This is a genomic window from Streptomyces sp. NPDC002851 (assembly GCF_053591935.1).
In genome coordinates this window covers 19,419-39,352 of sequence record NZ_JBSFUT010000005.1, presented here as the reverse complement: position 1 = coordinate 39,352, position 19,934 = coordinate 19,419, and the positions used below count along the sequence as shown (strand labels likewise).

15 protein-coding genes and 2 pseudogenes are annotated in these 19,934 nt (G+C 72.1%); 5 read left to right on the top strand and 12 right to left on the bottom strand.

The window, feature by feature from the left end:
- The first annotated feature begins 2 nt into the window (after positions 1-2).
- Positions 3-665 (top strand): TetR/AcrR family transcriptional regulator, encoded by a 663-nt coding sequence (locus ACWD10_RS07100; RefSeq protein WP_451087889.1) that lies wholly within the window; start codon positions 3-5, stop codon positions 663-665.
- On the opposite strand, the gene ACWD10_RS07095 is transcribed toward ACWD10_RS07100, so the two are convergent.
- Genes ACWD10_RS07095 through ACWD10_RS07085 form a run of 3 tightly spaced genes read right to left on the bottom strand, consistent with a single transcriptional unit; the run spans position 584 to position 3,394 of the window.
- The gene (locus ACWD10_RS07095) at positions 584-1,996 is read right to left on the bottom strand and encodes a hypothetical protein (protein ID WP_451087887.1); all 1,413 of its coding nucleotides are present in this window, start codon (positions 1,994-1,996) and stop codon (positions 584-586) included. The two genes, ACWD10_RS07100 and ACWD10_RS07095, sit on opposite strands and share 82 nt — an antisense overlap.
- Before the next feature lie 6 nt (positions 1,997-2,002).
- Positions 2,003-2,539, bottom strand: a complete 537-nt coding sequence (locus ACWD10_RS07090; protein WP_451087885.1) for a hypothetical protein — start codon at positions 2,537-2,539, stop codon at positions 2,003-2,005.
- 6 nt (positions 2,540-2,545) lie between these two features.
- Positions 2,546-3,394 (bottom strand): glycoside hydrolase family 16 protein, encoded by an 849-nt coding sequence (locus tag ACWD10_RS07085; RefSeq protein WP_451087883.1) that lies wholly within the window; start codon positions 3,392-3,394, stop codon positions 2,546-2,548.
- A gap of 240 nt (positions 3,395-3,634) precedes the next feature.
- Here ACWD10_RS07085 and ACWD10_RS07080 point away from each other — a divergent pair, with 240 nt between their 5' ends.
- Entirely contained in the window at positions 3,635-7,561 is a 3,927-nt protein-coding gene (locus ACWD10_RS07080; protein WP_451087881.1) for an nSTAND1 domain-containing NTPase, read from the top strand.
- Positions 7,562-7,624: 63 nt separating this feature from the next.
- Here ACWD10_RS07080 and ACWD10_RS07075 read toward each other — a convergent pair whose 3' ends face one another.
- Together ACWD10_RS07075 and ACWD10_RS07070 are read right to left on the bottom strand one after the other, a co-directional pair.
- Positions 7,625-8,536: a hypothetical protein gene (locus tag ACWD10_RS07075; RefSeq protein ID WP_451087879.1), complete on the bottom strand. Its 912-nt coding sequence runs from the start codon at positions 8,534-8,536 to the stop codon at positions 7,625-7,627.
- A gap of 86 nt (positions 8,537-8,622) precedes the next feature.
- Positions 8,623-9,516, bottom strand: coding sequence for an NAD(P)H-binding protein (locus tag ACWD10_RS07070; protein ID WP_451087877.1), 894 nt, complete (start codon positions 9,514-9,516; stop codon positions 8,623-8,625).
- Between the two features lie 129 nt (positions 9,517-9,645).
- Here ACWD10_RS07070 and ACWD10_RS07065 point away from each other — a divergent pair, with 129 nt between their 5' ends.
- Positions 9,646-10,353 (top strand): helix-turn-helix transcriptional regulator, encoded by a 708-nt coding sequence (locus tag ACWD10_RS07065; protein ID WP_451087875.1) that lies wholly within the window; start codon positions 9,646-9,648, stop codon positions 10,351-10,353.
- Positions 10,354-10,396: 43 nt separating this feature from the next.
- Here ACWD10_RS07065 and ACWD10_RS07060 read toward each other — a convergent pair whose 3' ends face one another.
- From ACWD10_RS07060 to ACWD10_RS07050, 3 genes are read right to left on the bottom strand one after another with little or no spacing between them, the layout of a single operon-like run.
- Positions 10,397-11,092, bottom strand: coding sequence for a cupin domain-containing protein (locus tag ACWD10_RS07060; protein ID WP_451087873.1), 696 nt, complete (start codon positions 11,090-11,092; stop codon positions 10,397-10,399).
- A 55-nt stretch (positions 11,093-11,147) separates the two neighbouring features.
- Positions 11,148-12,077: a DUF6807 domain-containing protein gene (locus ACWD10_RS07055; RefSeq protein WP_451087871.1), complete on the bottom strand. Its 930-nt coding sequence runs from the start codon at positions 12,075-12,077 to the stop codon at positions 11,148-11,150.
- Entirely contained in the window at positions 12,074-13,318 is a 1,245-nt protein-coding gene (locus ACWD10_RS07050) for a Gfo/Idh/MocA family protein (RefSeq protein WP_451087869.1), read from the bottom strand. Before ACWD10_RS07050 ends, ACWD10_RS07055 begins: the two co-directional genes overlap by 4 nt.
- 239 nt (positions 13,319-13,557) lie before the next feature.
- On the opposite strand from ACWD10_RS07050, the pseudogene ACWD10_RS07045 reads away from it, so the two are divergent.
- Positions 13,558-14,628, top strand: a pseudogene (locus ACWD10_RS07045) (ABC transporter substrate-binding protein); the annotation flags it as partial.
- An 87-nt stretch (positions 14,629-14,715) separates the two neighbouring features.
- Positions 14,716-15,576 (top strand): annotated as a pseudogene (locus ACWD10_RS07040) (Gfo/Idh/MocA family oxidoreductase); the annotation flags it as partial.
- 5 nt (positions 15,577-15,581) lie between these two features.
- Here ACWD10_RS07040 and ACWD10_RS07035 read toward each other — a convergent pair.
- The 4 genes from ACWD10_RS07035 to ACWD10_RS07020 form a co-directional block, all read right to left on the bottom strand.
- The gene (locus ACWD10_RS07035; RefSeq protein ID WP_451087867.1) at positions 15,582-15,875 is read right to left on the bottom strand and encodes a hypothetical protein; all 294 of its coding nucleotides are present in this window, start codon (positions 15,873-15,875) and stop codon (positions 15,582-15,584) included.
- 138 nt (positions 15,876-16,013) lie between these two features.
- The gene (locus tag ACWD10_RS07030; RefSeq protein WP_451087865.1) at positions 16,014-16,277 is read right to left on the bottom strand and encodes a hypothetical protein; all 264 of its coding nucleotides are present in this window, start codon (positions 16,275-16,277) and stop codon (positions 16,014-16,016) included.
- Positions 16,278-16,292: 15 nt separating this feature from the next.
- Positions 16,293-18,839 carry an ATP-binding protein gene (locus ACWD10_RS07025; RefSeq protein WP_451087863.1) on the bottom strand — a complete coding sequence of 849 codons (2,547 nt, stop codon included), beginning with the start codon at positions 18,837-18,839 and terminating at the stop codon, positions 16,293-16,295.
- A 240-nt stretch (positions 18,840-19,079) separates the two neighbouring features.
- On the bottom strand, positions 19,080-19,811 hold the full coding sequence (locus tag ACWD10_RS07020; RefSeq protein WP_451087861.1) for a Crp/Fnr family transcriptional regulator: 732 nt from the start codon (positions 19,809-19,811) through the stop codon (positions 19,080-19,082).
- Between the last annotated feature and the right edge of the window lie 123 nt (positions 19,812-19,934).

Here is a 19,934-nt window from a genome sequence, read left to right as displayed (position 1 = left end):
ACATGGGCACCGACCGGCTCGACGAGGTCCTCGACGCGACGTACGCCTGCCTGACCAGGTACGGCGTGCGGCGCACCACGATGGACGACATCGCCTCCGCCATGAGCGTGTCCCGGTCCGCGGTCTACCAGTACGTCCGCAGCAAGGACGACGCCTTCCGTCGCCTCGCCGCGCGCCTGCACGACCAGGCGCTCGCGCGGGCCCGTCAGGCGGCGGCCGACGAGGACGCCCCGCACGCCGAGCGGATCCGGGGCGTCCTGGCCGCCAAGCTCGACCTGGTCCTCGAACTGTCCGGCGACTCCCCGCACACCGCCGAACTCCTCGACGACAAGGCCCGGTTGTTCGGCGGGATATGTACGGCCTTCACCGATGCGCTGCGCGGGCTCCTCGTCGAGCTGTTCGCCGGTCTGCTCAGCCAGAGCGGTTCCAGCGAGAGCCGTACGGCGGCAGGCGTCGAGCCCGCGCAAGCCGCCGATATCGGCATCGCGCTCGTCATCGGCCTGGAGCACACGGCCGAGCCCCGGAAACTGCTTCCGGCCGCGTCGGACGCACTGGTGGCCGGGCTGCTCGACACCGACTGCCGTCACTTCTTGACGACCGGCCGGAAGGCGTCCCGTACATCGGACTTGGCGGTGGAGACGAACTCGTCGCCGCCGGGCCCGTAGTCGTACGTGCCGTAGTACTCGTAGTGCAGGACGCTCGGGCAGCTTCCGCCGCTGATCTGCACCTCGCGCGGGTCGACGCGCTTGCCGGTGCGCAGCTCGTAGACCTTCAGCGGGATCTTGACCTTGCGGAAGGTCACCTCGTGGGGGAGGTACTTGGACTGCTTGTTCTCGTAGTAGCAGGTCTCGACGGCGGCTCCGTTCTTCGCCGTGTCCGCGCAGACCACGAGCGCGGCCTTGGCCGGGTCGCCGGTGCGCCAGTCGCCGGGGAGCTTGTCGGTGTACTCGGTGGCCTCGGTGTCGCCGAGGAACAGCGCGCGGTTGTATCCCTTGCGGTACGGCGGGGCGGCGCTGTACTTGGCGGGCGCGTCGCAGTAGCCGGACTTCGCGCTGTACGTGGCCTTGACCAGGCGGCGTACGTTGTCGAGTTCGATGGCGAGGGTGGCCTTCTTCGCACCGCTGCGTGCCTCGTCGGTGCGTATGTCGTCGGGGTACGTGTCGAGGAGGTGTTGGTAACGCGCCCGCGCCTGTTGCCAGTTGTTCTCGTCCATCAGGTCGTCGCCGCATCCGACCAACGCGGCGGGTTGCGTACGCGTCGCGGTGTCGGCGGACCGGTCGAGCACGTCGCGGGTGGGTTCGCGGTCGCGGAGCCAGTCGGTGATGTCGGCGGTGTCGCAGGAGTCCGGGGTGGGCAGGGCGTCGAGGAAGGTGTCCAGGGTCGCCTTGACGGTCTGCTCGTTGCCGGGCTTGTTCAGGACGTCGGCGAGGATGCGGAAGCCTCGTTCCAGGTCTTCGGCTTTCCCGCTGCGTCCGGCGTCGGCCAAGGTGGTCGCGGCCCGCTCCAGGCGGTGGCAGGCCGCCACCACCGCGTCGCCGGGTGCGGCCACCGGTGCGCCCGCGACACGGTGGCCGAACCACACCTCGCCCTGCGCGGCCACGGCCGTCTCGCAATCGCCGTGCTCGCGGGCCTCGTTCACACGGTTGTTGATGCCGTACGCGTCGACGCGCAGCAGTACGGCGGGCAGCAGCACCGCGACCGTGACGGCAAGAGCGCCCGCGCGCTGCCCGCGTCGTACGACATGCTCCGCGCGCCGGTGTGCCAGGAACCAGCCGTGGGCCGTCCCCGCCGCCCACCACAGGAGCAGCAGGAGCTCGCACCAGGTCTCGGCGGTCGAGGCGGTGAGGTTGAGGAGCATGCCGGTGCCGAGCGCGGCGATCGCGGCCAGGCGCCAGTGGCCGAGGAGCAGATAACCGATGCCGAGCAGCGAGGCGTTGCCGAGTGCCACTGCCATCGGGTCGTGTGCGTGCCTCGGGTGGTCCATCTGGTGGTCCATGGGTGGTCACCTCTGCGGTGAAGTGGGCGCCGGGCCGCGTACGGAGAAGTAGTGGTGCGCGGGATCGCCGCAGACCATCCACAGGGCCGCCACGTCGATGGCGACGACCACGAGCACGGCGAGGCTGGGTGCACCGGCGGCCAGCGAGCCGAGGAAGCTGAGGCCCGTCGACAGCAACACGATGCTCAGGCACACGATGAGCACCACACGGACCCAGGTGCGGCGCTTGTGCGCCAGGGCCACGCAGACGATCTGGAGCGCGGCAAGGCCCCAGCAGAACAGGGCCACGAACCAGGCCATGCTCCACGGCATCAGCAGGTCCTGCCCATGGTCCTGCTTGCTCTGGTTCTCCTCGAGGATCGCCCAGCCGCCGAACGTCGAGCCCAGCGCGTGCATGGCGACGATGACGAGAACGAAGATGAGAGTTCCGGGCATGCGCCTCGGCTCGGGCGGGCCGAGAGGCTCATGCGGGGTGCGTGGGTCGTGCGCGGTACGTGGGTCGTGCGGGGTGTGCGGGGTGTGTGGGTCGGGAGAGCTCTGCATGGCGTTTCACCTCACGTTTTCGTTGTCCGGCAGGTCGTAGACCCGGGCCCAGTCGACTTCGTAGACGGCGCTCTGCAGGTCGTCCCCGTGGAAGTTGTCGAGCTGGATGGTCTGGTGCATGGAGGGGGCGCACTGAATGCAGTCGCGGTCCGCGTTCGCGCCGCCGGAGAATCGGAACCACTCCTCGCCGTCGAGGAAGCCGCGCAGCTGGTCCGGGGTCCACTCGATGGCGACGTTGTGCCACCGCGACAGGTCCACGCCGCACTTCTGCGCGAACTCCTGCTGTACGGGCACGTTTTCCGGGTGCGGGTAGTGCAGGAACGCCTCGGCGCACGGCTCGCCCGGGGCGCCGTTCTCCAGGTAGTCGTACTCGCCGTCCTGCGGGTGCTCGCCCGAGTCCGGCCACAGGATCAGCAGCGGGTGGTACGGCCGCCCGTTGTCGGGGGCCGTGGCCCGGGAGCGTACGCGGGCCTCCCACCGGCCGTACCGCTGCCCGTACGGCGAGGCGAGCCAGCCGGTGTCGCCGTTCGCCTCGCCCGTCATGCGCAGTACGCCGTCGACGACGCGGGTGTTGACGTCACAGCGGCGGCCGTTGTCGCTGTGGCCGGGCCAGCATTTGCCGGGGCCGCCGCCCGCCAGGCGCCACTTGTCGCGGTCCGGTACGGCGGGCTCGGCCGCGGAGCCGTAGTCGAACTCGTCCGACCACTCGGGCAGCGGGGCGCCCCAGCCGTACCGTTCGGCGGCGGTCGTCGAAGGGGCGGGGGCGGCGTTCACCACGGTCGCCGTGAGCGCTATGGCGAGTGCCGCCGCGCCCAACCCCACGGCGAGGCCCGGGGCGCGAAGTCGTCCGTCCATGACTCTCCTTCAGCTGTCGCGCGTCTGCGGATACGGTCATTCGACCGCCGTACGCGGTTGTTCAGCAGGCCCTCCCCCGGCGCCGAACAACCCGGCCCGGCCGGCCCTGGGGCGCGAACCGGACGCCGTGGCCGGGAGGAAGCGTGAGGATCGGGTGAACGGCCGTACTCTGCCTGCCGATACGTCGGAAGGTTCGGTCGAGGGCGGACGTTCCAGGGTGGACGAGGTGAGGGCGGGCACGTGTCGGACAGACCAGGGCCGGGGCGCAGCGAGGGCGAGCTGGATCCGGAGGCCGGACCGGTGCCGCGGTTCGCCGCCGAGCTGCGCGCGCTGCGCGAGTCCGCGGGGAAGCCCACCTACCGGGCGATGGCTCAGCGGGCGCGGTACGGGGTGACCACCCTGTCGCAGGCGGCGGCCGGGAAGCAGCTGCCGACCCGGGCGGTGACGCTCGCCTACGTGAAGGCGTGCGGCGGCGACGTCATCGAGTGGGAGCGGCGCTGGCGCGAGGCGGCGGCCGAGCTGGCCGCCGAGACCGCCGAGGACGAGACCGGCCGTGGCAGGTCGCCGTACCGCGGCCTGACCCGGTTCGAACCGGGCGACGCGGAGCTGTTCTTCGGCCGCGACCAGCTCGTGGAGCGGCTGACCGAGCTGAACCGCAAGCACCGGTTCACCGCCGTGTTCGGGCCCTCGGGCAGCGGCAAGTCCTCGTTGCTGCGCGCCGGTCTGATCCCGCGGCTGCGCGCCCCGGGCGACGGCGACGGCGACCGTGAGAACGATTCACCCGCCGCGGCCATACGGATCCTCACGCCCGGCGCGGACCCGCTGCGCACGCACGCCGACCGGCTCGTGCCCGTACCCGATACCGACGCCGACACCTGGCTGATCGTCGACCAGTTCGAGGAGCTGTACACCCTCGGCGCCGACCCGGCCGACCGGGACACCTTCATCGACCGCCTCGTGGCCGCCACCGACGCCGACAGCCGACTGCGCGTCGTCATCGCGGTGCGGGCCGACTTCCTCGGCCGCTGTGCCGAACACCCGGGTCTCACCGCCGTGTTGCAGGACGCCACGCTGCTCGCCGGGCCGATGAGCCGTACGGAGCTGCGGGAGGCCATCGTCCGACCGGCCGCCGCGGACGGCCTGATCGTCGAACGCGCCCTGACCGACCGGCTCCTGGACGAGGTCGAGGGCGCCCCGGGCGGACTGCCGCTGATGTCGCACGCCCTCCTTGAGACCTGGCGGCACCGCAGCGGCCGCGCCCTGACCGAGGCCGCGTACGAGGCGGCCGGTGGGCTGCACGGCGCCGTCGTCCGCACGGCCGAGCAGGCGTACGGCGAACTCACCGCACCTCAGGCCGAGTTGGCCCGCCGTATCCTGCTCCGCCTCGTCGCCCCGGGCGACGGCACACCCGACACGCGTCGGCCCACCGACCACGCGGAGCTCGGCTTCGGCAACCCCGCAGACACCCGAGTCGTCCTGGAACGCCTGGTCCGCGCCCGCCTCATCACCTTCGACGACGGCACCGTCGACCTCGCCCACGAGGCCCTCATCACCGCCTGGCCCCGCCTGCGCGCCTGGATCGACGCGGAACGCGACCGGCTGCGCGTCCACCGCTCGCTCTCCGAGGCGGCCCGCACGTGGCAGGCGCTGGGCCGGGAGAGCGCGGCGCTCTACGCGGGCTCGCGTCTGCACGCCGCCCGCGACGCCTTTCCGCAGGACGCCCACGCCCGGCCGGACGGCACGGCGTCGAAGGACCGGGAGGAGCGGGAGAACCGGGGGGACCGGGGGGACCGGGAGGACCAGGACCAGGACCAGGACCACCGTAGCGACGAACTCACCCCGCTGGAGCGGCAGTTCCTCACCTCCTCGATCCGGCGCCGACGCCGCGCCGCGCGACTGAGACGTACGGTCGTGGCCGTACTCGCCGCGCTCGTGCTGCTCGCCACCGGCACCGCCGTCGTCGCCCTCCAGGCCCGCGCCACCGCGCAGGCCGAGCGGGACGACGCCGTCTTCGGCCGCCTCACCGCCGAGGCCGACCGGGTCCGCGAGACCCGCGCCGGGCTTGCCGCGCGGCTCGACGTCGCCGCGCACCGTATGCGCTCCACGCCGGACCTGCGGACCCGGCTGGCCTCGGACGCGGGCCGGGCCCTTGCCACCCGGCTGCCCGGGCACCGCGGCGTAGGCAGCTCCGTGGCGTACGCGCCCGACGGCCGTACCCTCGCCAGCGGCGGCCATGACGGCACGGTCCGGCTGTGGGACTCCGCTGGAAGGGCGCTGGGTGAACCGCTGCGGCTGCGTACGGGGCCGGTCGGCGCGGTCGCCTTCTCCTCGGCCCGCAGTCGCACGGCCGTGGACCTGCTGGTGGCCACCGGCAAGGGCGGCGGCATCCAACTGTGGGACGTACGCGACCGGGAGCGGCCCCGCGCCGTCGGCGAACCGCTGGTGAGCCACGACGAGGAGAACGTCTCCGCCGTCGCGTTCGCCCCCGACGGCCGGACGCTGGCCACCTCCGGGGACGACGGGACGGTACGGCTGTGGGACCTGAGCGCCCCGGCCCGCCCCGCGCCGCTCGGCGAGCCCGCCGAGGCCGACGGGTCCGAGGCGGGCAGCGTCCGCGCCGTCGCGTTCGCCCCGGACGGCCGGACGCTGGCCACGGGCGGGTACGACGGGACGGTACGGATGTGGCGGTACAGCGAGGAGGACGGGATGGCGCCCCTCGGCAAGCCGCGGCGCGAACACACCGACCCCGTCTGGACGTTGGCCTTCTCGCCGGACGGCCGGACGCTGGCCACGGGCGGCTACGACGAAACCGTACGGCTGTGGGACGCCTCCGACCCGGACCGCCTCGAGCCGCTGGGTGAACCGCTCACCGAGCACACCGCGCCCGTCCTGTCGGTGGCCTTCAGCCCCGACGGCGAGACCCTGGCGACCGCGGGTGAGGACGATGCCCCGATTCTGTGGAACGTGGCCAACCCCGCCTACCCGCAGCAACTCGGGGAGCCGCTGACCGGCCACACGGAAGCCGTGTGGGAGGTGGCCTTCAGCCGCGACGGCCGTACCCTCGCCAGCACCGGAGCCGACGGCAGCGTGCTCCTCTGGCACCGGCCGCCCACCGTCCTCACCGACTTCACCAACCCGCTGACCGCCGTCGCCTACAGCCCCGACGGCCGGCTGCTCGCCGCCGCCAGCACCGACGACGCGCTGATCCGCCTGTGGGACGTACGCCGACCGGACCGCCCGCGCCGGATACCGCGCACGCTCACCGGCCACGAGGACGAGGTCCTCGCCGTCGCGTTCGCCCCGGACGGCCGTACGGTGGCCAGTGGCTCGAAGGACGGCACCGTACGCCTGTGGGACGTCGCCACACCCGAACGTCCCACCCCGCTCGGCGCACCGCTGGACGCGCACGACGGCGGCGCCCTCGCCGTCGCGTTCGCCCCGGACGGGCGGACGCTGGCCACCGGCGGGCGGGACGACACGGTGCGGCTGTGGGACGTACGCCGGGCGGGCCGCGTACGGCCGCTCGGCGCACCGCTGCGCGGGCACGAGGACGCCGTCACCTCCGTGGCCTTCGCACGGGACGGCCGCACCCTGGCCTCCGGCAGCGAGGACGATACGGCGCGGCTGTGGCACGTCCGCGACCCCGCGCGGGCACGACCGGCCGGTGAGGCCCTGGCCGGGCACGACGAGCAGGTCAACGCGGTGGCCTTCGCCCCGGACGGGACGACCCTGGCGACCGGCAGCGACGACCGTACGGTGCGGCTGTGGGACGTACAACGGGCGGACCGCGCAAGGCCGTTGGGAGAGGAGCTGACCGGGCACCGCGGGCCGGTCAGGTCCGTGGCCTTCGCCCCGGACGGCTCGACCCTGGCGACCGGCAGCGGTGACCATACGGTGCGGCTGTGGGACGTGGCGGACCCGGCCCGTGCCGAGCCCGCCGGTCAGGAGCTCACCGGCCACCTTGAGACCGTCACCTCCGTGGCGTTCGGTCCGCAGGGCGACGTCCTCGCCTCGGCGAGCTACGACCTGACGGCCCGGGTGTGGACGCTGGATGCGGACCGCGCGGCGGACCACGTCTGCGACCACACCCGTGGCGTCCTCACCCGCGCCGAATGGGAGGAGCACCTGCCGCAACTCGGGTATCGGGAGGCGTGCGAGGGGAGGTAGGGGAGTCAGGGGCCGCTGGAGACGGCAGAGACTTCCGGCACAGGCCCTCGGGGCGCTCAGCGCTCAGGGGATGCTGAACTTCAGTACGGCACCGTCCTTGTTCAGCGCGACGACGGTCGCCTTCAGATCGTCGCCGAACTTGGCCTCACCGCCCTGGCCGCCGAGCTGCATCACGGTGCCCGCCGTCATGAAGGTGACCGTTTCATTCGTCACGGAGACGTTCACGGTCAGCCCGTTCGCCGTGATGCGCACCGGCGAGGTCACCCGGATCTCGCACTTGCCGTCCGAGCACGCGTCGGTGTTCTTGCCGTCCGCCGCCTTCGGCAGCGGGCCGGTGGGGTCGGGCGCGGGCGAGCCGGTCTCCTCGGCGGGCTCGTCGGGCTGCCACCCCGGGGCGCACTGCTCGGCCCGCTGGTACGCGGCCGCGAGCCGCGGGTCCTTCTTCGTCAGGGCGGGCAGGTCCGGCTTGGGCGGGGTGAGGGACTGCACGAGCTTGTCGACGTCCGCGGCACTGCCCTCGGCATCGTCGAAGGCCGCACTCGGGGACACCTTGTCGAGTGCGGGCACGACGCCCTTCAGCTTCTTCCGCCAGGCGTCGAGCAGCCGGTCGGCCGCGGGCACGCCCGACGGGTCGAGGTCCTTCAGTTCGCTCTCCACGTCCCCCACCGCGTGCGGCGTACGAGCGAGGTAGCTGACGGCGAGGTGTTCGGCGGACGGGCCGATCTCGTCCGGGTTCCGGATCTCCTTCAGATCCGCCGCGCTGTCCGTACGGAGTTTCTTCAGCGTGGACGTCGACTCGCACAGGGCGCCGACCCACCGCACCAGTTCCTTGGACGGCGGCCGTGTCGATGTCGGCCCGGCCGACCCCGTGTCCTCACCCGAAGCACCGGCCTTCCCGTCCGCCCCGCCCCCGCAGCCGCTGACGGCCAGTACAAGCCCAGCGGCCACCACGGCGACGCTCCCCCTCTTGACCATGCCAACGACCTCTCTCCGTGCGTGACTGAAGTCTTCGCGGGCCGGACACCGGCACCGTGAGACCAGTTCAACGGGGCACGGATTGTTCAGTCACCCGGTCCGCAGCCGTGAACAATCCGGTGCCGCAGACGGTCGTACGCCCAGGCGGCGAGCGTGGTCGGGGTGGTGGTGCGGACGGTGCGGGGCTGTTCGGGGACGAAGTCTTCGCGCAGGCCGGTCGACATGCCGAGCACGGCCGCCACCAACCCGTCGGTCATCCCGGCCCGGTGGAGCTGGGTGCGCATGGCGTCGTCCGTGATCTGTTCGACGCTGATCTTCCGGCCGGTGGCCGCGGTGAGGATGTCGGCGACCTCTCGCCAGGTGAGGTCGGTGGGTCCGTGGACTGCTTGGACGCAGCGCCCGGACCAGGCAGGAGACAGCAACCGGACCACCGCGACCTCGGCGATGTCGCGCGGCGCCACCCAGGCCATGGGTTGGTCGAGCGGGAGGATCACCTGGAGGGTTCCCGCGCGGAGGGCGTCGAGTTGAAGTTCGAGATTGGTGAAGAAGTAGCCGCAGCGGAGATGGGTGACGTCAACGCCCAGGCCGTCCAAGGCGGTTTCCGTCTGTGCCAGGCCGTCGATCTCGCCCGCACCCCGGCGCTTTTCCGCGCCGACGCTGCTTTGGAAGACGACCCGGCCGATCCGGTTGTCCGTGACGGCGCGGACCACGCTCCTTGTGGCGCGGGCGTAGTCGGCGAGGGGATCCTCGCCCGCGCTGGGCGGGTCCACCCAGAACAGTGCGTCGATGTCTTCGGTGGCGGCCACCACCGCGTCGGCGTCGTATTGGTCGACCGGCACGGCATCCACGTCATCTCGTACGTCGGGAGCCAGTCGGGCGGGGTCGCGCAGCAGGACCCGCGGGCGGATTCCGGCGCGGACCAGCGTGGCGACGACGTGGCGGCCGACGTTTCCGGTCGGGGTAGTGACAGCGATACGCATGGGTTCCTCTCCTCCGACGAGACCGCTGCATTCGGTGACTCGATCGCAGGCTAGGAGCAGAGGCGGCCTGAACCTGGCCGCCTCTCCTGGAACGCTGAGGGAATGGAACTCGATCCGACGATCAGGACCTTGACCCTGCTCGCTCTGCTCCAGTCGGGAGGCGAACGGACCGCCGCCGACCTGGCCGAACGGCTCGGCACCAGCGTCCGCACCGTACGCCGCGACATCCAGCGGCTGCGCCACCTCGGGTACACCGTCGAGGCCCGCCCGGGACCGGGCAGCGCCTACCGGCTGAGCCCCGGAGTCAAGATCCCGCCGCTGCTGTTCACCGCCGACGAGATCACCGCACTGGTGGCCGGGCTGCGCCTGATCCGCGCCTGGCTCCCTGAGGACCCGGTCGTCTCGAGCGCCCTGCTCAAGCTCGACCAGGTCCTGCCCCGCCCGCTGCGCCGCCGCGCCGCCGCCACCGACCTCGCGACCGAGGTGCTCCAGGAGCCCGGCGCCGTGATCTCGGCGGCGACCGTCGGCGTGATCGCCGACGCGGTGGCCGAGGACAGCAGGCTCCGGTTCCGCTACGTCGACCAGCACGGCCGACCGTCCACCCGCCTGGTCGAGCCGTACCGCCACTTCCTGCGCGCCGGTCGCTGGTACCTCGTGGCGTTCGATGTCGACCGGGACGACTGGCGCACCTTCCGTCTCGACCGGATCACCGACATCGCCCCGGTGGCGGGTACCTACCAGCCCCGCGCATTCCCGGATACGTCCATCGAGCACTGGTTGACCACCGACTTCGGCCGAGCCGCCGCACGCTCACCCCGCTCCGGCCAGGCCGGTTAGGGCGTGCGGCTTGATGCCGCGGCGGCCCAGCAGGGGCCTCGGGCTACACAGCGCGGCGGCCGGGATCCCGGTATACGTCCAGACGGCCGCACATGCCGAACTTGCCGTGCTGCACCGGCCGTTCGGACCGTACGAGGGCATCCGCGAGGTATCCCGTGTCGCCCGCCGCGAGCGCGTCGAGCTGCCGTCCCGTGGCCGCCGACGCCGCGGCCGCGCCGCGCGACCAGCGTTCCCGCCAGTCGCCGAGCCGGTGCCGTACCAGGGACGCGGCGGCCTCGTGGAAGGCGGCGAGCGGCGCCGGGTCCTTGGCTTCGCGTAGCTCCTGGAAGCCTTCCAGGGCCAGCATGCGTCGCGTGCGGGCGGCTTGTTCCTGCTCGGCCTCCGGGGCGTCGACCGGGATCGCGGTCGCCGCGGCATAGGTGTCCGGGTCGGTCAGATACTCCGGGGGCAGGGTCAGGACCGCGTCGCCCGCCTCCGGGAGGCCGCTGTTCTGCATCAGGACGACGATGCGCAGGTTCCCGTCATTGATGAGGCGGTGGATCGTTCCCGGCGTGAACCACGTGACGTCCCCCGGGGCGAGCGGTGTCTCCTCGAAGCCGGACGCCGTCAGGGTCTGCACCGCGCCGCTGCCGCCCGTGACGACGTACGCCTCCCCGCACGTCAGATGGATGTGCGGGGTGCCACCGCGGCGGCCGTCCGGGGCGGGCCAGTCGTACACCGTGAGGTGCGAGACGGCCACGCCCCCGGGCAGCCCGGTGAACAGCTCCCCAGGCTCCCCCCCTCCGAGCGGCCGGTCACCATGGGTGCTCCTTCAGGTACTTGGTGATCTCCGCGCGCTCCCAGGCCCCATCGGCGACGACGACTCGGTAGCGCCGCGTCAGGGTGTCGCCGGGTTCGAGCGTCAGCTCCTCGTGGAAGGCGAAGGACGGGGCGACCGCGGCGAACGGGTCGTTGCGCACGAACCAGTGCGCCGGGTGGGCGCCCCGCTCCCCCAGGTGGTCGTTCTCGGGCGCGTGCGCGAAGACGAGCGTGGCGTGCCCGTCGGCACCGTCGTGCTCCCCGCCGTACGCAAGCCAGGGCGCCTGCTCACCCATCACGCCAGGGCCCTCAAGGTCCGCGGCGAGGATACGGCCGTCCCGGAAGGCGCGTGGGCCGCGCCAGAACAGGCCCGTGTAGCCCGCGAGTTCGCGGCCGTTGGTGCTCGGGCTGCCGAACACCAGGGGTTCGGCACGGCGGTTGGTGACGGCACTCGTCCAGGTGAGCGCCCAGGAACCGGAGTCCGGCTCGACATCGTGCGCCTCAATGCGGCGCTCCTCGTCCGCCCACAGCTCGCCGTCGTACGGATGCCAGGTGAGACGTTCGGCGATCACCGTACGCTCGTCGGTCGAGCTCAGTTCGTCGAAGGAGACGTGCGCCATGGAGCCGACCCGCTCGGGCAGGCGCTGGTAGCCCTGCCCGCGGACGTAGCTCACCCCGCCCCACAGGTTCTGGCCGGAGAGGTGGGACGCGGTCATCTGCAGGCCCTTGTGCCAGCGGTGGTCGTTGGGCCGGTAGTCCGTGACGACGTGGCCCGCGAGGGTGCGCAGCGGGTGCAGATACGGTTTCGGGGCCTCGTAGGCCGCCTCCGGCCGGTAGACGTACGCGAACAGCTCGGTCCCGGTGGCCGGTTCGGAGACGGTGACCCGGTCGCCGTGGGCGTGGACGATGTGCAGCGGGCGGCTCATGCCGTGGCCTCCTGGACGGACGGGGTGGGCGGTTCGGCGGCAGGGGCCTGGGCCTGATGAGTCGGCGAGGACGTGGGCCGGGGTGCCCAGCCGGGTGCGCCGCCGTGCAGGGCGGAGTAGTACGGGTCGCCGGGGCCGATGTCGCCCTGCCGGACCGTGGCGCCGGTGAACGCCGACTTGTACAGGGCGGCGATCAGCTCCAGGGTCTTGCGGCCGTCGGCGCCGCTGGCCCGGGGCCGCTCGCCCGCGCGCATCGCGGTGATCAGTTCCCTCAGCTGGGCCAGGTGTGAGCTGGGCACGTCCGGCCCGAAGTCGTCCCAGGCCGCGACCCGTTGTTCGGGGACGTCGGGGGCGGGTGTGATGCGCCAGTCGGCGTTGCGGTAGCCGTAGAGGTGGCTGAGCTCCAGGGTCGCGCGCTCGCAGTCGACACGGATGCGGCTGACCTCGTACGGGCTGAGCACGCTGTTCACGACCGTGGCCATGGCGCCGCTATGGAAGCGGACCAGGGCGGTGGAGACGTCCTCGGTCTGCACGTCGTGCACCAACCGCCCGGCCATGGCGTGCACTTCGGACCACGGCCCGAGGAGGTCGAGGAGCAGGTCCATCTGATGGATGCCGTGCCCCATCGCGGGTCCGCCGCCCTCGGTGTCCCAGCGGCCGCGCCACGGCACGGCGTAGTAGTCGCGGTCCCGGTACCAGGTGGTCTGGCAGTGCGCGACCAGCGGCCGCCCCACCTCGCCCGCGTCGAGCAAGCCGCGTACGTGCCGCGCGCCCGAGCCGAAGCGGTGCTGGAAGACGATCGCCGCGTACGGTCCGCCGCCGGTGCCCTCGGCCGCCTCGATGGTGTCGAAGTCGGCGAGCGACGGGCAGGGCGGCTTCTCGCAGTAGACCCACGCGCCGGAGCGCAGCGCTGCCACGGTCTGTTCGGTGTGCAGCGCGGGCGGGGTGCAGACGCTGACGAGGTCGGGGCGCCGCTCGTCGAGCATGTGGTGCGGATCGGTGTACGGGTGCGGGATCCGGCCGTCCGCGCAGAGGCGTCGTACGGCGTCCTCGTCGACGTCGGCCGCGGCGACGAGCTCGATCTCGCCCTCGGCGGCGAGCTGTTGAAAGGCGGTCAGATGGGCGCCGTGGGCGATGCCGCCGGCGCCGATCAGGGCGACGCGCACCGGTCGGTCGTGGAACGTACGGGCGGGGGTCTCGTGCTCGCGTGGTGCGGGGCTGCGAGTTTCAGGGCTGCGCATCGGCGCGATCAACACTCCAGCGGGCGTGGGCGGACGACTGGACTGAGCTGCAGCAAGCGCTTTCTCCTCGCTCAACGTAAAACGGCCACGCCGAGGTGGTCAACAACACGGACCCCCGATTGCGAGCGCTCGCGCCATCACCGCAGATATGGGTCCTGCCAGGGCAGTTGACGGCACGACCGGCAGAATCCACCCACACAACGAAGCTGTGCGCGACCCATTGACGCCACAGCAAGCGCATGCCAACGTCCGTGATCACCACGTCGCCCGTCCCTTCGACCGTGGAGGCCCGCATGGGCAATGACGCCCTCTCACGGCGCACACCAGCCTTCTCGCCCCTGCCACCAGGCTCCGCCCGGTCCGCCCGGCCGTCCCGCCGCGCGGCCCTCGCGGCGCTGCTCGCCTCGGCGTTGGCCACCGGCTGTAGCAGCGCCGCCGGTGCCGGACCGTCCGGCGGCCGCGTCACGCTGCGCTACTTCTTCTGGGGCGACAAGACCCGCGCCGAGCTGCTCGGCAAGTGCATCGCCCTGTTCCAGCGCGAGCACAAGAACATCGAGGTCAACCCGGTGTTCGTGGCCTTCGATTCGTACTGGCAGAAGCTCACCACGGCCGCCGCGGGCGGCAGCCCGCCCGATGTGATGCACGTCGACTTCGCGTTTCTGCGCACCCTCGCCGACCACGGTGTGCTCGCCGACCTCTCCGACCACACCGGACCCGGCAAGGAGATCGAGGCGGACACGATCATTCCGACGCTGCGCACCACGGGCATCGTCGAGGACCGCCGCTTCGCGCTGCCGCTCTCCCAGAACTGCCTCTCGATCATGTACGACGCCGAGGTGTACGAGCAGGCGGGCGCGCGGCCGCCCGATGCGACGATGAGCTGGGACACGTACATCGAACAGACCGTGAAGATACGGGAGTTCACCAAGGGAAGGTCGGCCGGGATCGACGACCCGGGCCAGAACTACATGGGTCTCCACATCTGGCTGCACCAGCGCGGCCGGCAGATGTGGAGCCCGGAGGGGCAACTCACCGTCACACCGGACGAGTTCCACGACTTCCTCGCCTTCTACCAGCGGTGGCGCAGGACCGGCGGGACCACCACGCCCGCGGAGATCCTGGAGGCCGAGCCCAGCAAAACGATCGGCGTCGGCAGCGCCGCGGCCATGTTGGAGTGGGACAACCAGGTCGGCTCCCGTAGCTCGCTGCGCGGCAAGCCCCTGAAGCTCGCCGCGGTCCCCACGGACTCGGACACCACCGGCGTCTACCCCAAGTCCGGGATCCTGGTGGGCGCCGCGGCCCGGTCGCCGTATCCGAGCGAGGCGGCGCGGTTCATGAACTTCCTCATCAACGACCCGCGGGTGGCCCGCATTCTCGGCTCCAACATCGGCATGCGCTCGGTGCACTTCGAGTGGCTGCTCGACGTACGCCACGGCGCCGACTACTTCCGCCGCTGGCACCGCGAGAAGCGGCACAGCGGCGGACTGCTCGTGCACAAGTCGGGCCACCACTTCGACCTGGTCAACTGGTGGCTGGGCGCGGCCCCTTCGCGGGTGTACGCGGAGGGCGGCCTCGTCTTCTACGGCCGCGACAACGGCGAACGCACCGGACTGCGCCGCGACTACGACCGTGCCCACGGCTCCCCGGCCGCCGCCGACGACCCGTTCGCCCTGCACCTCGCGGACAACCCGGCGCTGACCGCCCTCTACCTGGACGCGGAGGCCGAGCCGGGTACCCCGTACCTGCGCGACCGGAACGTCTTCGGCGACGGCATCGACATCGAGGACGACCTGTCGGTCCTGGTCCGCTACGACAGCGGCGCCACCATGACGTACCACCTGACCGCCTACTCCCCCTGGGAGGGCTACCGCGTGATGTTCAACGGCACCGGCGGCCGCCTGGAGTTGGAGGTGGAGGAGAACACCTGGCAGCCACCGCGCGCGGCCTCCGCCTCCGGATCCGCACACGGCGGCGTGGCGATGGCCCACCCCGGGCGCACCCGCATCCTGCTGCGCCCGCTGTGGCGGGAGCCCGAGGAGGTGCCGTTCGAGACGGCGGCCGGTGCGCACGGCGGCGGGGATCTGCGGATGCTGAAGGAGCTGTTCGGGCCGCTCGGTGACGGCACGGATGACGGCGCCACCCCGGCCGCGGGCAAGGGGGCCACGGCTCGGGACGGGGCGCTGGCCCTGGCGGTGGGCATCGCCGGGAACGAGTCGCTGGTGACGGGGGTGCCGGTGGCTGCGGACGGGCTGTATTGAAAGTGTCAGTCCTCGGTGACGTCCACGTACAGGGTTCCGGTCCACACCAGCTTGTCGTACTGGGTGCTGTCGTCGGACTTCGCTTGGGTGGGCTCGCTCAGGTCGAGGTCGATCACGGCAGGGGTGTCGGCGCAGTTGTCGAGATAGTCGGCCATGGCCCGCAGCACGGTGCCGGGATCCTCGTGGGTGAACTCCACCCAGAGTCGCGATCCCATACGGGCGTTGAGGCCGCTGTCATCGTGGTTGTCGAGCGCGGCGGCCGCCGCGCTCGCCATGGAGAGCGGTACATCTGACTGCATGCCGACACACTGTCCACACCCGTCACGGGATATCCAGCCCCTCACCGGATCGAGCGACCCCGACCCGGCCGCAGCGCCGCACACCAGATCGAGAGCGCTGTCGGTGCCTGTAGGGCGTTCGGTTCCGCGGACGGGCCGTCACTCTTCCCGCGGTGTCTCGTGCGAGCCGCCGTCGTGGTGGACGTGCAGTTCGCCGTTCTGGACGGTGTAGAGGGCGGCGTTGTCCTTCGCGACGTTCTCCTGGATCGAGCCGGAGTCCTCGTCGGCCGGTGGCCGGGGCTCGGACTGGGGCTCGGACTGGGGCTTGTGCACCTCGACTTGGTTCTCGTGTCCGGCGACGACCGGGCCGTTCGCGTCACCGCCGATACGGATCGTGAACCGGTCGCCCGACGATTTCGTCATGGAGGGTTTTCCCTTCTACTCGATACGGGTCCAGGTCTGGGTCCCGCAGCTGTAGCACTCCCAGTCACCGTTCGTCTGTGCGGTCGTCTCGACGCTGGCGGTGCTCCCGTCGGACGCGACGGTGATCGTCATGTCCGCCTGCCCGAGGACCGTGCAGGAAGCCTCCTCCCCCACCGGCGCCGTGCCGCTGTAACTGCCGTTGCTGCCGGTGACCTCCACGGTGTCGGCGCCGCCGCAGACCGCTTGCACCGCGAAGGTGTACGAGCCGGACCCCGACTCGGTGATCTCGAAGGTGTTGCCCCCGCCGTCCCGCCACACTCCCGCGAGCTCGTCCGTCTGTGTGGGCGCGCTGGTGCTCTCCGAGTCCTGGTTCTGCTGGATGCCGATGCCGACCGCGACCGCGACGGCCGCCGCGAGCAAGGCGCCCAGGACTCCGCCCACGGCGCCGAGGCCGCCTGCGGCGGCAGCACCTCCCGCGGCAGCACCTCCCGCAGCGGTTCCACCCGCGGTAGCACCTCCCGCGGTCGCCCCGCCCACGCCGGTCGCCCCTGCGGACGCGGACCCGGCGGAGTGGGCGGCGGTCGGCGTGATCGGGTCCATCAGGTACGCCGCGCTGTCGGGCGTGGGCGGGACCGAGGAGCTGGCAAGACCCGTCGGATCCGCCGTCAGGTCGGGCCCGAGCCCGTGGGACGTCCCGACATCCGGAGTGGGCGCCGTCGCAGCGGCGTCGGGCGTAGGAACCGTCGTTCCGGCGTCGGGCGTGGGTGACGCCGTCGTTCCGGCGTCGGGTGCGGTCACCGTCGTACCGGTGTCGGGTGCGGTCACCGTCGTACCGGCGTCGGGGCTCTGGCCGGGACCCACGTCCAGTGAATCCGGAGAACCCGAGCTCGAGTCCGCAAAGCCCGTGTCCGCACCCGAGTCCGCAAAGCCCGAGTCCGCACCCGAGTCCGGAGAACCCGAGTCCGCGCCCATGCCCGAGCCGGTGTCCGGAGCCGGTTGTGCCGATGCCTCGGGCGGTGCGTACTGCTGGGCGTTCAGCGCTGCTTCGGCGCCCTGGCTGTCGCCGAGTTCCCGCCAGAGGACCACCGCCTCGGCCAGCAGCACCGCGGCCATCACCCGCTGCCCGATCAGCAGGCAGCGGATGGCCTTCTCGTGGGTGAAGTACGCCCTGGCCGTGCCGTCGCCCGCCTGTTGGGCGGCTTCCTGGCCCTGGTCGAGCAGTCGGCCCCACACCCCGAACCGCAGGGACCGCGCCAACAGGGGTGACACCGCCCGTGCGAGCCGCACCGCGAGGTCCGGCCGTCCTTGCTGTTCGGCCAGCTCGGCCGACAACTCCAACGCCCGCCCGTGGTCGGCAACTTGGGCCGGTGTGGCGGTCGGCGAGGTCGCCCAGCGTGCGAAGTGGTCGCACAGCCGGTCGGCGGGGAAAGGCTCGGGCGACCGGCGCCGCACTTCCGGCACCGCGTCCGGCGCGCACCGGTAGCCCCGCTCCGTGGCGAGGGCCAGACCCAGTCCGGCCAGCTCCGCGCAGAGCGCGTCCGGGTCGTCCGCTTCGCACAGCGCGCCGATGTGGTCGGGGGCCAACTCCGCGTCCCGCAACGTCGCGAGGAGGCTCAGCGCACGCATCGCCGCCGCGTCGAGGCGCTGGAACAACAGCGGGAGCAGGCCCTTGATCTCGGCGGGGCGGGGCAGCATCACCTCGCTCGACGCATCGAGCCGGGCAAGGCCCGCCGCCCGCAACAGCAGCAGGGGGCGCCCGAGCGACAGCATGCACAGCTCGTCGGCCGCGACGCGTTCGCTCTCCGGCAGCGGTCCGCGCAACTCCCTGGCAAGCAGCTCCAGACCCGCCTCACGGCGCAGCCCCTGGAGCTCCACCTGCACGCTCTCGCCGAGCAGGGACCGCTCGTGGCTGGCGAAGACGAACGTCGCGGCCGGGGCCGCGTCCGCGAGGTGGCGCAGCTGCTCGGAGTTCAGGTCCGCGTCGTCCACGTAGACCGTCACCTCCACCCCCGCCATCAGCCGCCGCAGCTCCGTCCTCGTCGGCGCGTATCCCGGGGCCTCGTAACAGGCCTCGAAGATCTCCTGCGCGAGGTCCTCGACCTCCCGGTGGGCGGCGCTCAGGAAGAGCGCTCCGTCCCGTCCGGGCTCCAGGCAGCGCGCCGCGTGCCGCAGCAGGGTGCTCTTGCCGACTCCCGGCGGTCCCCAGAGCTGCACCAGGCCGCCCTCCCGGACAGCCGCCTCCAGGACTTCCAACTCGCTTTCCCGGCCCACGAGTTCACGCTGCCTACGGGGCAGGAGCAGGGTCTGTTCCCGGCGCTCCGGCCTGGGGCGTTCCTGGGGTGCGATCAGGTTCACGGTCGAGCCGTTGCCGTCGATCACCACGTTGTGGTGGCCCACGACCACCGGCCCCGAGGCGTCTCCGCCGATGACCGCACCGTATTCGTCGCCCGCTCTCCCGTCGCGTTCGTCTCGTTCGTCTCGTTCGTCGCGCCCGTCGTGTCCGTCTTGCGCGTCCTCGGCAGGTCCGGCCGGTTCCCGCAGAGTTGCGTCCGTCTCTTCCATCACCACGTCTCATTCCCGGTCGCGCGGAAGGCGACCGCCCCGTTGGCGGACCACCGTGTCGGCGGCCCGGATGTCGAAGTCCGTTGTGCTGGCGGTGAGTTCGGTGACTCTAGACCCTCACCGCCGTCACCTAGGTGCTGTGAGCGTCACGCTAGCGAGCACTTCGGCAGGCGATACCGTCGTACGACTGTTTCTGCGCAGTTGTTCCACCGCTCGCGCCCCTTCATGGACGCGCCGCCGTCACGCCTGGTCGTAGGCGATGGCGTGCAGCCGGGCGAGGTCCTCGACCTTGATGGCGCGGTAGCCCGTGGAGATGACGCCCGCTTCGCGGAGCCTGCGCAGCGCCTTCTGCACGGTGGGTTCGGCCGAGCCGGACAGGGTCGCGAGCTCGGGCTGGGTGATCGGCCAGCGGATCGCGACGGCCCCGCCCGCGCGCTCGCCGTGGGTCAGCGCCACCTGGTGCAGTACGCGGGCAAGGCGGGTGGGAACGTCGCAGCCCGTGAAGTCGATGCGGTGGGTGTTGGCGGCCCGGAGTTTGGCGACGACGGACGCGTTGACCGCGTGTGCGATCGCGGGGTCCCGGTGCAGGCAGCGGAGGAAGTCCTCGCGGCCGACGACCCTGGCGGTCACGGTTCCGCAGGTCGTGACCGTCGCCGAGCGGGGCTTTCCGTCCACGGCGGCGAGTTCGCCGACCAGTTCCCCGCCCATGCGGACGGCGAGCAGGGCGTCCCGGCCGTCGTGGGTGCGCCCGGTCGCCTTGACCACTCCGTCGACGAGGATCAGGACGAAGGCGGTCGCGTCGCCTTCGCGCATGAGGATGCGGCCCGCCTCGTACTCCACCCGCGTACCGAGTACGAGGAGTCGGTCCCGGGCCGGCCGGGCGAGCGAGCCGAGCAGGCTCGACGGTGGCCAGGCCGACTCCTCGCTGGCAGGCCGATCGTCCGCACCCCGGCCCGACGTCGTACCGCTCATGCGTTCCCCGCCTCCCGCCGAAGCAGCCTGCCCCCGGGCCCACTTCGGCGCTGTGGTCACCGAAGTCCGCTGCTGCGACCCTGAGTTGATCCAGTATTACGACGGGATCCGAGTCGTTCAATC

Bases quoted from the DNA above. Each gene is read 5' to 3' on its own strand.
- ACWD10_RS07100 (WP_451087889.1), top strand. From the start codon at position 3: ATGGGCACCGACCGGCTCGACGAGGTCCTCGACGCGACGTACGCCTGC.
- ACWD10_RS07095 (WP_451087887.1), bottom strand. From the start codon at position 1,996: ATGGACCACCAGATGGACCACCCGAGGCACGCACACGACCCGATGGCA.
- ACWD10_RS07090 (WP_451087885.1), bottom strand. From the start codon at position 2,539: ATGCAGAGCTCTCCCGACCCACACACCCCGCACACCCCGCACGACCCA.
- ACWD10_RS07085 (WP_451087883.1), bottom strand. From the start codon at position 3,394: ATGGACGGACGACTTCGCGCCCCGGGCCTCGCCGTGGGGTTGGGCGCG.
- ACWD10_RS07075 (WP_451087879.1), bottom strand. From the start codon at position 8,536: ATGGTCAAGAGGGGGAGCGTCGCCGTGGTGGCCGCTGGGCTTGTACTG.
- ACWD10_RS07070 (WP_451087877.1), bottom strand. From the start codon at position 9,516: ATGCGTATCGCTGTCACTACCCCGACCGGAAACGTCGGCCGCCACGTC.
- ACWD10_RS07055 (WP_451087871.1), bottom strand. From the start codon at position 12,077: ATGAGCCGCCCGCTGCACATCGTCCACGCCCACGGCGACCGGGTCACC.
- ACWD10_RS07050 (WP_451087869.1), bottom strand. From the start codon at position 13,318: ATGCGCAGCCCTGAAACTCGCAGCCCCGCACCACGCGAGCACGAGACC.
- ACWD10_RS07035 (WP_451087867.1), bottom strand. From the start codon at position 15,875: ATGCAGTCAGATGTACCGCTCTCCATGGCGAGCGCGGCGGCCGCCGCG.
- ACWD10_RS07030 (WP_451087865.1), bottom strand. From the start codon at position 16,277: ATGACGAAATCGTCGGGCGACCGGTTCACGATCCGTATCGGCGGTGAC.
- ACWD10_RS07025 (WP_451087863.1), bottom strand. From the start codon at position 18,839: ATGGAAGAGACGGACGCAACTCTGCGGGAACCGGCCGGACCTGCCGAG.
- ACWD10_RS07020 (WP_451087861.1), bottom strand. From the start codon at position 19,811: ATGAGCGGTACGACGTCGGGCCGGGGTGCGGACGATCGGCCTGCCAGC.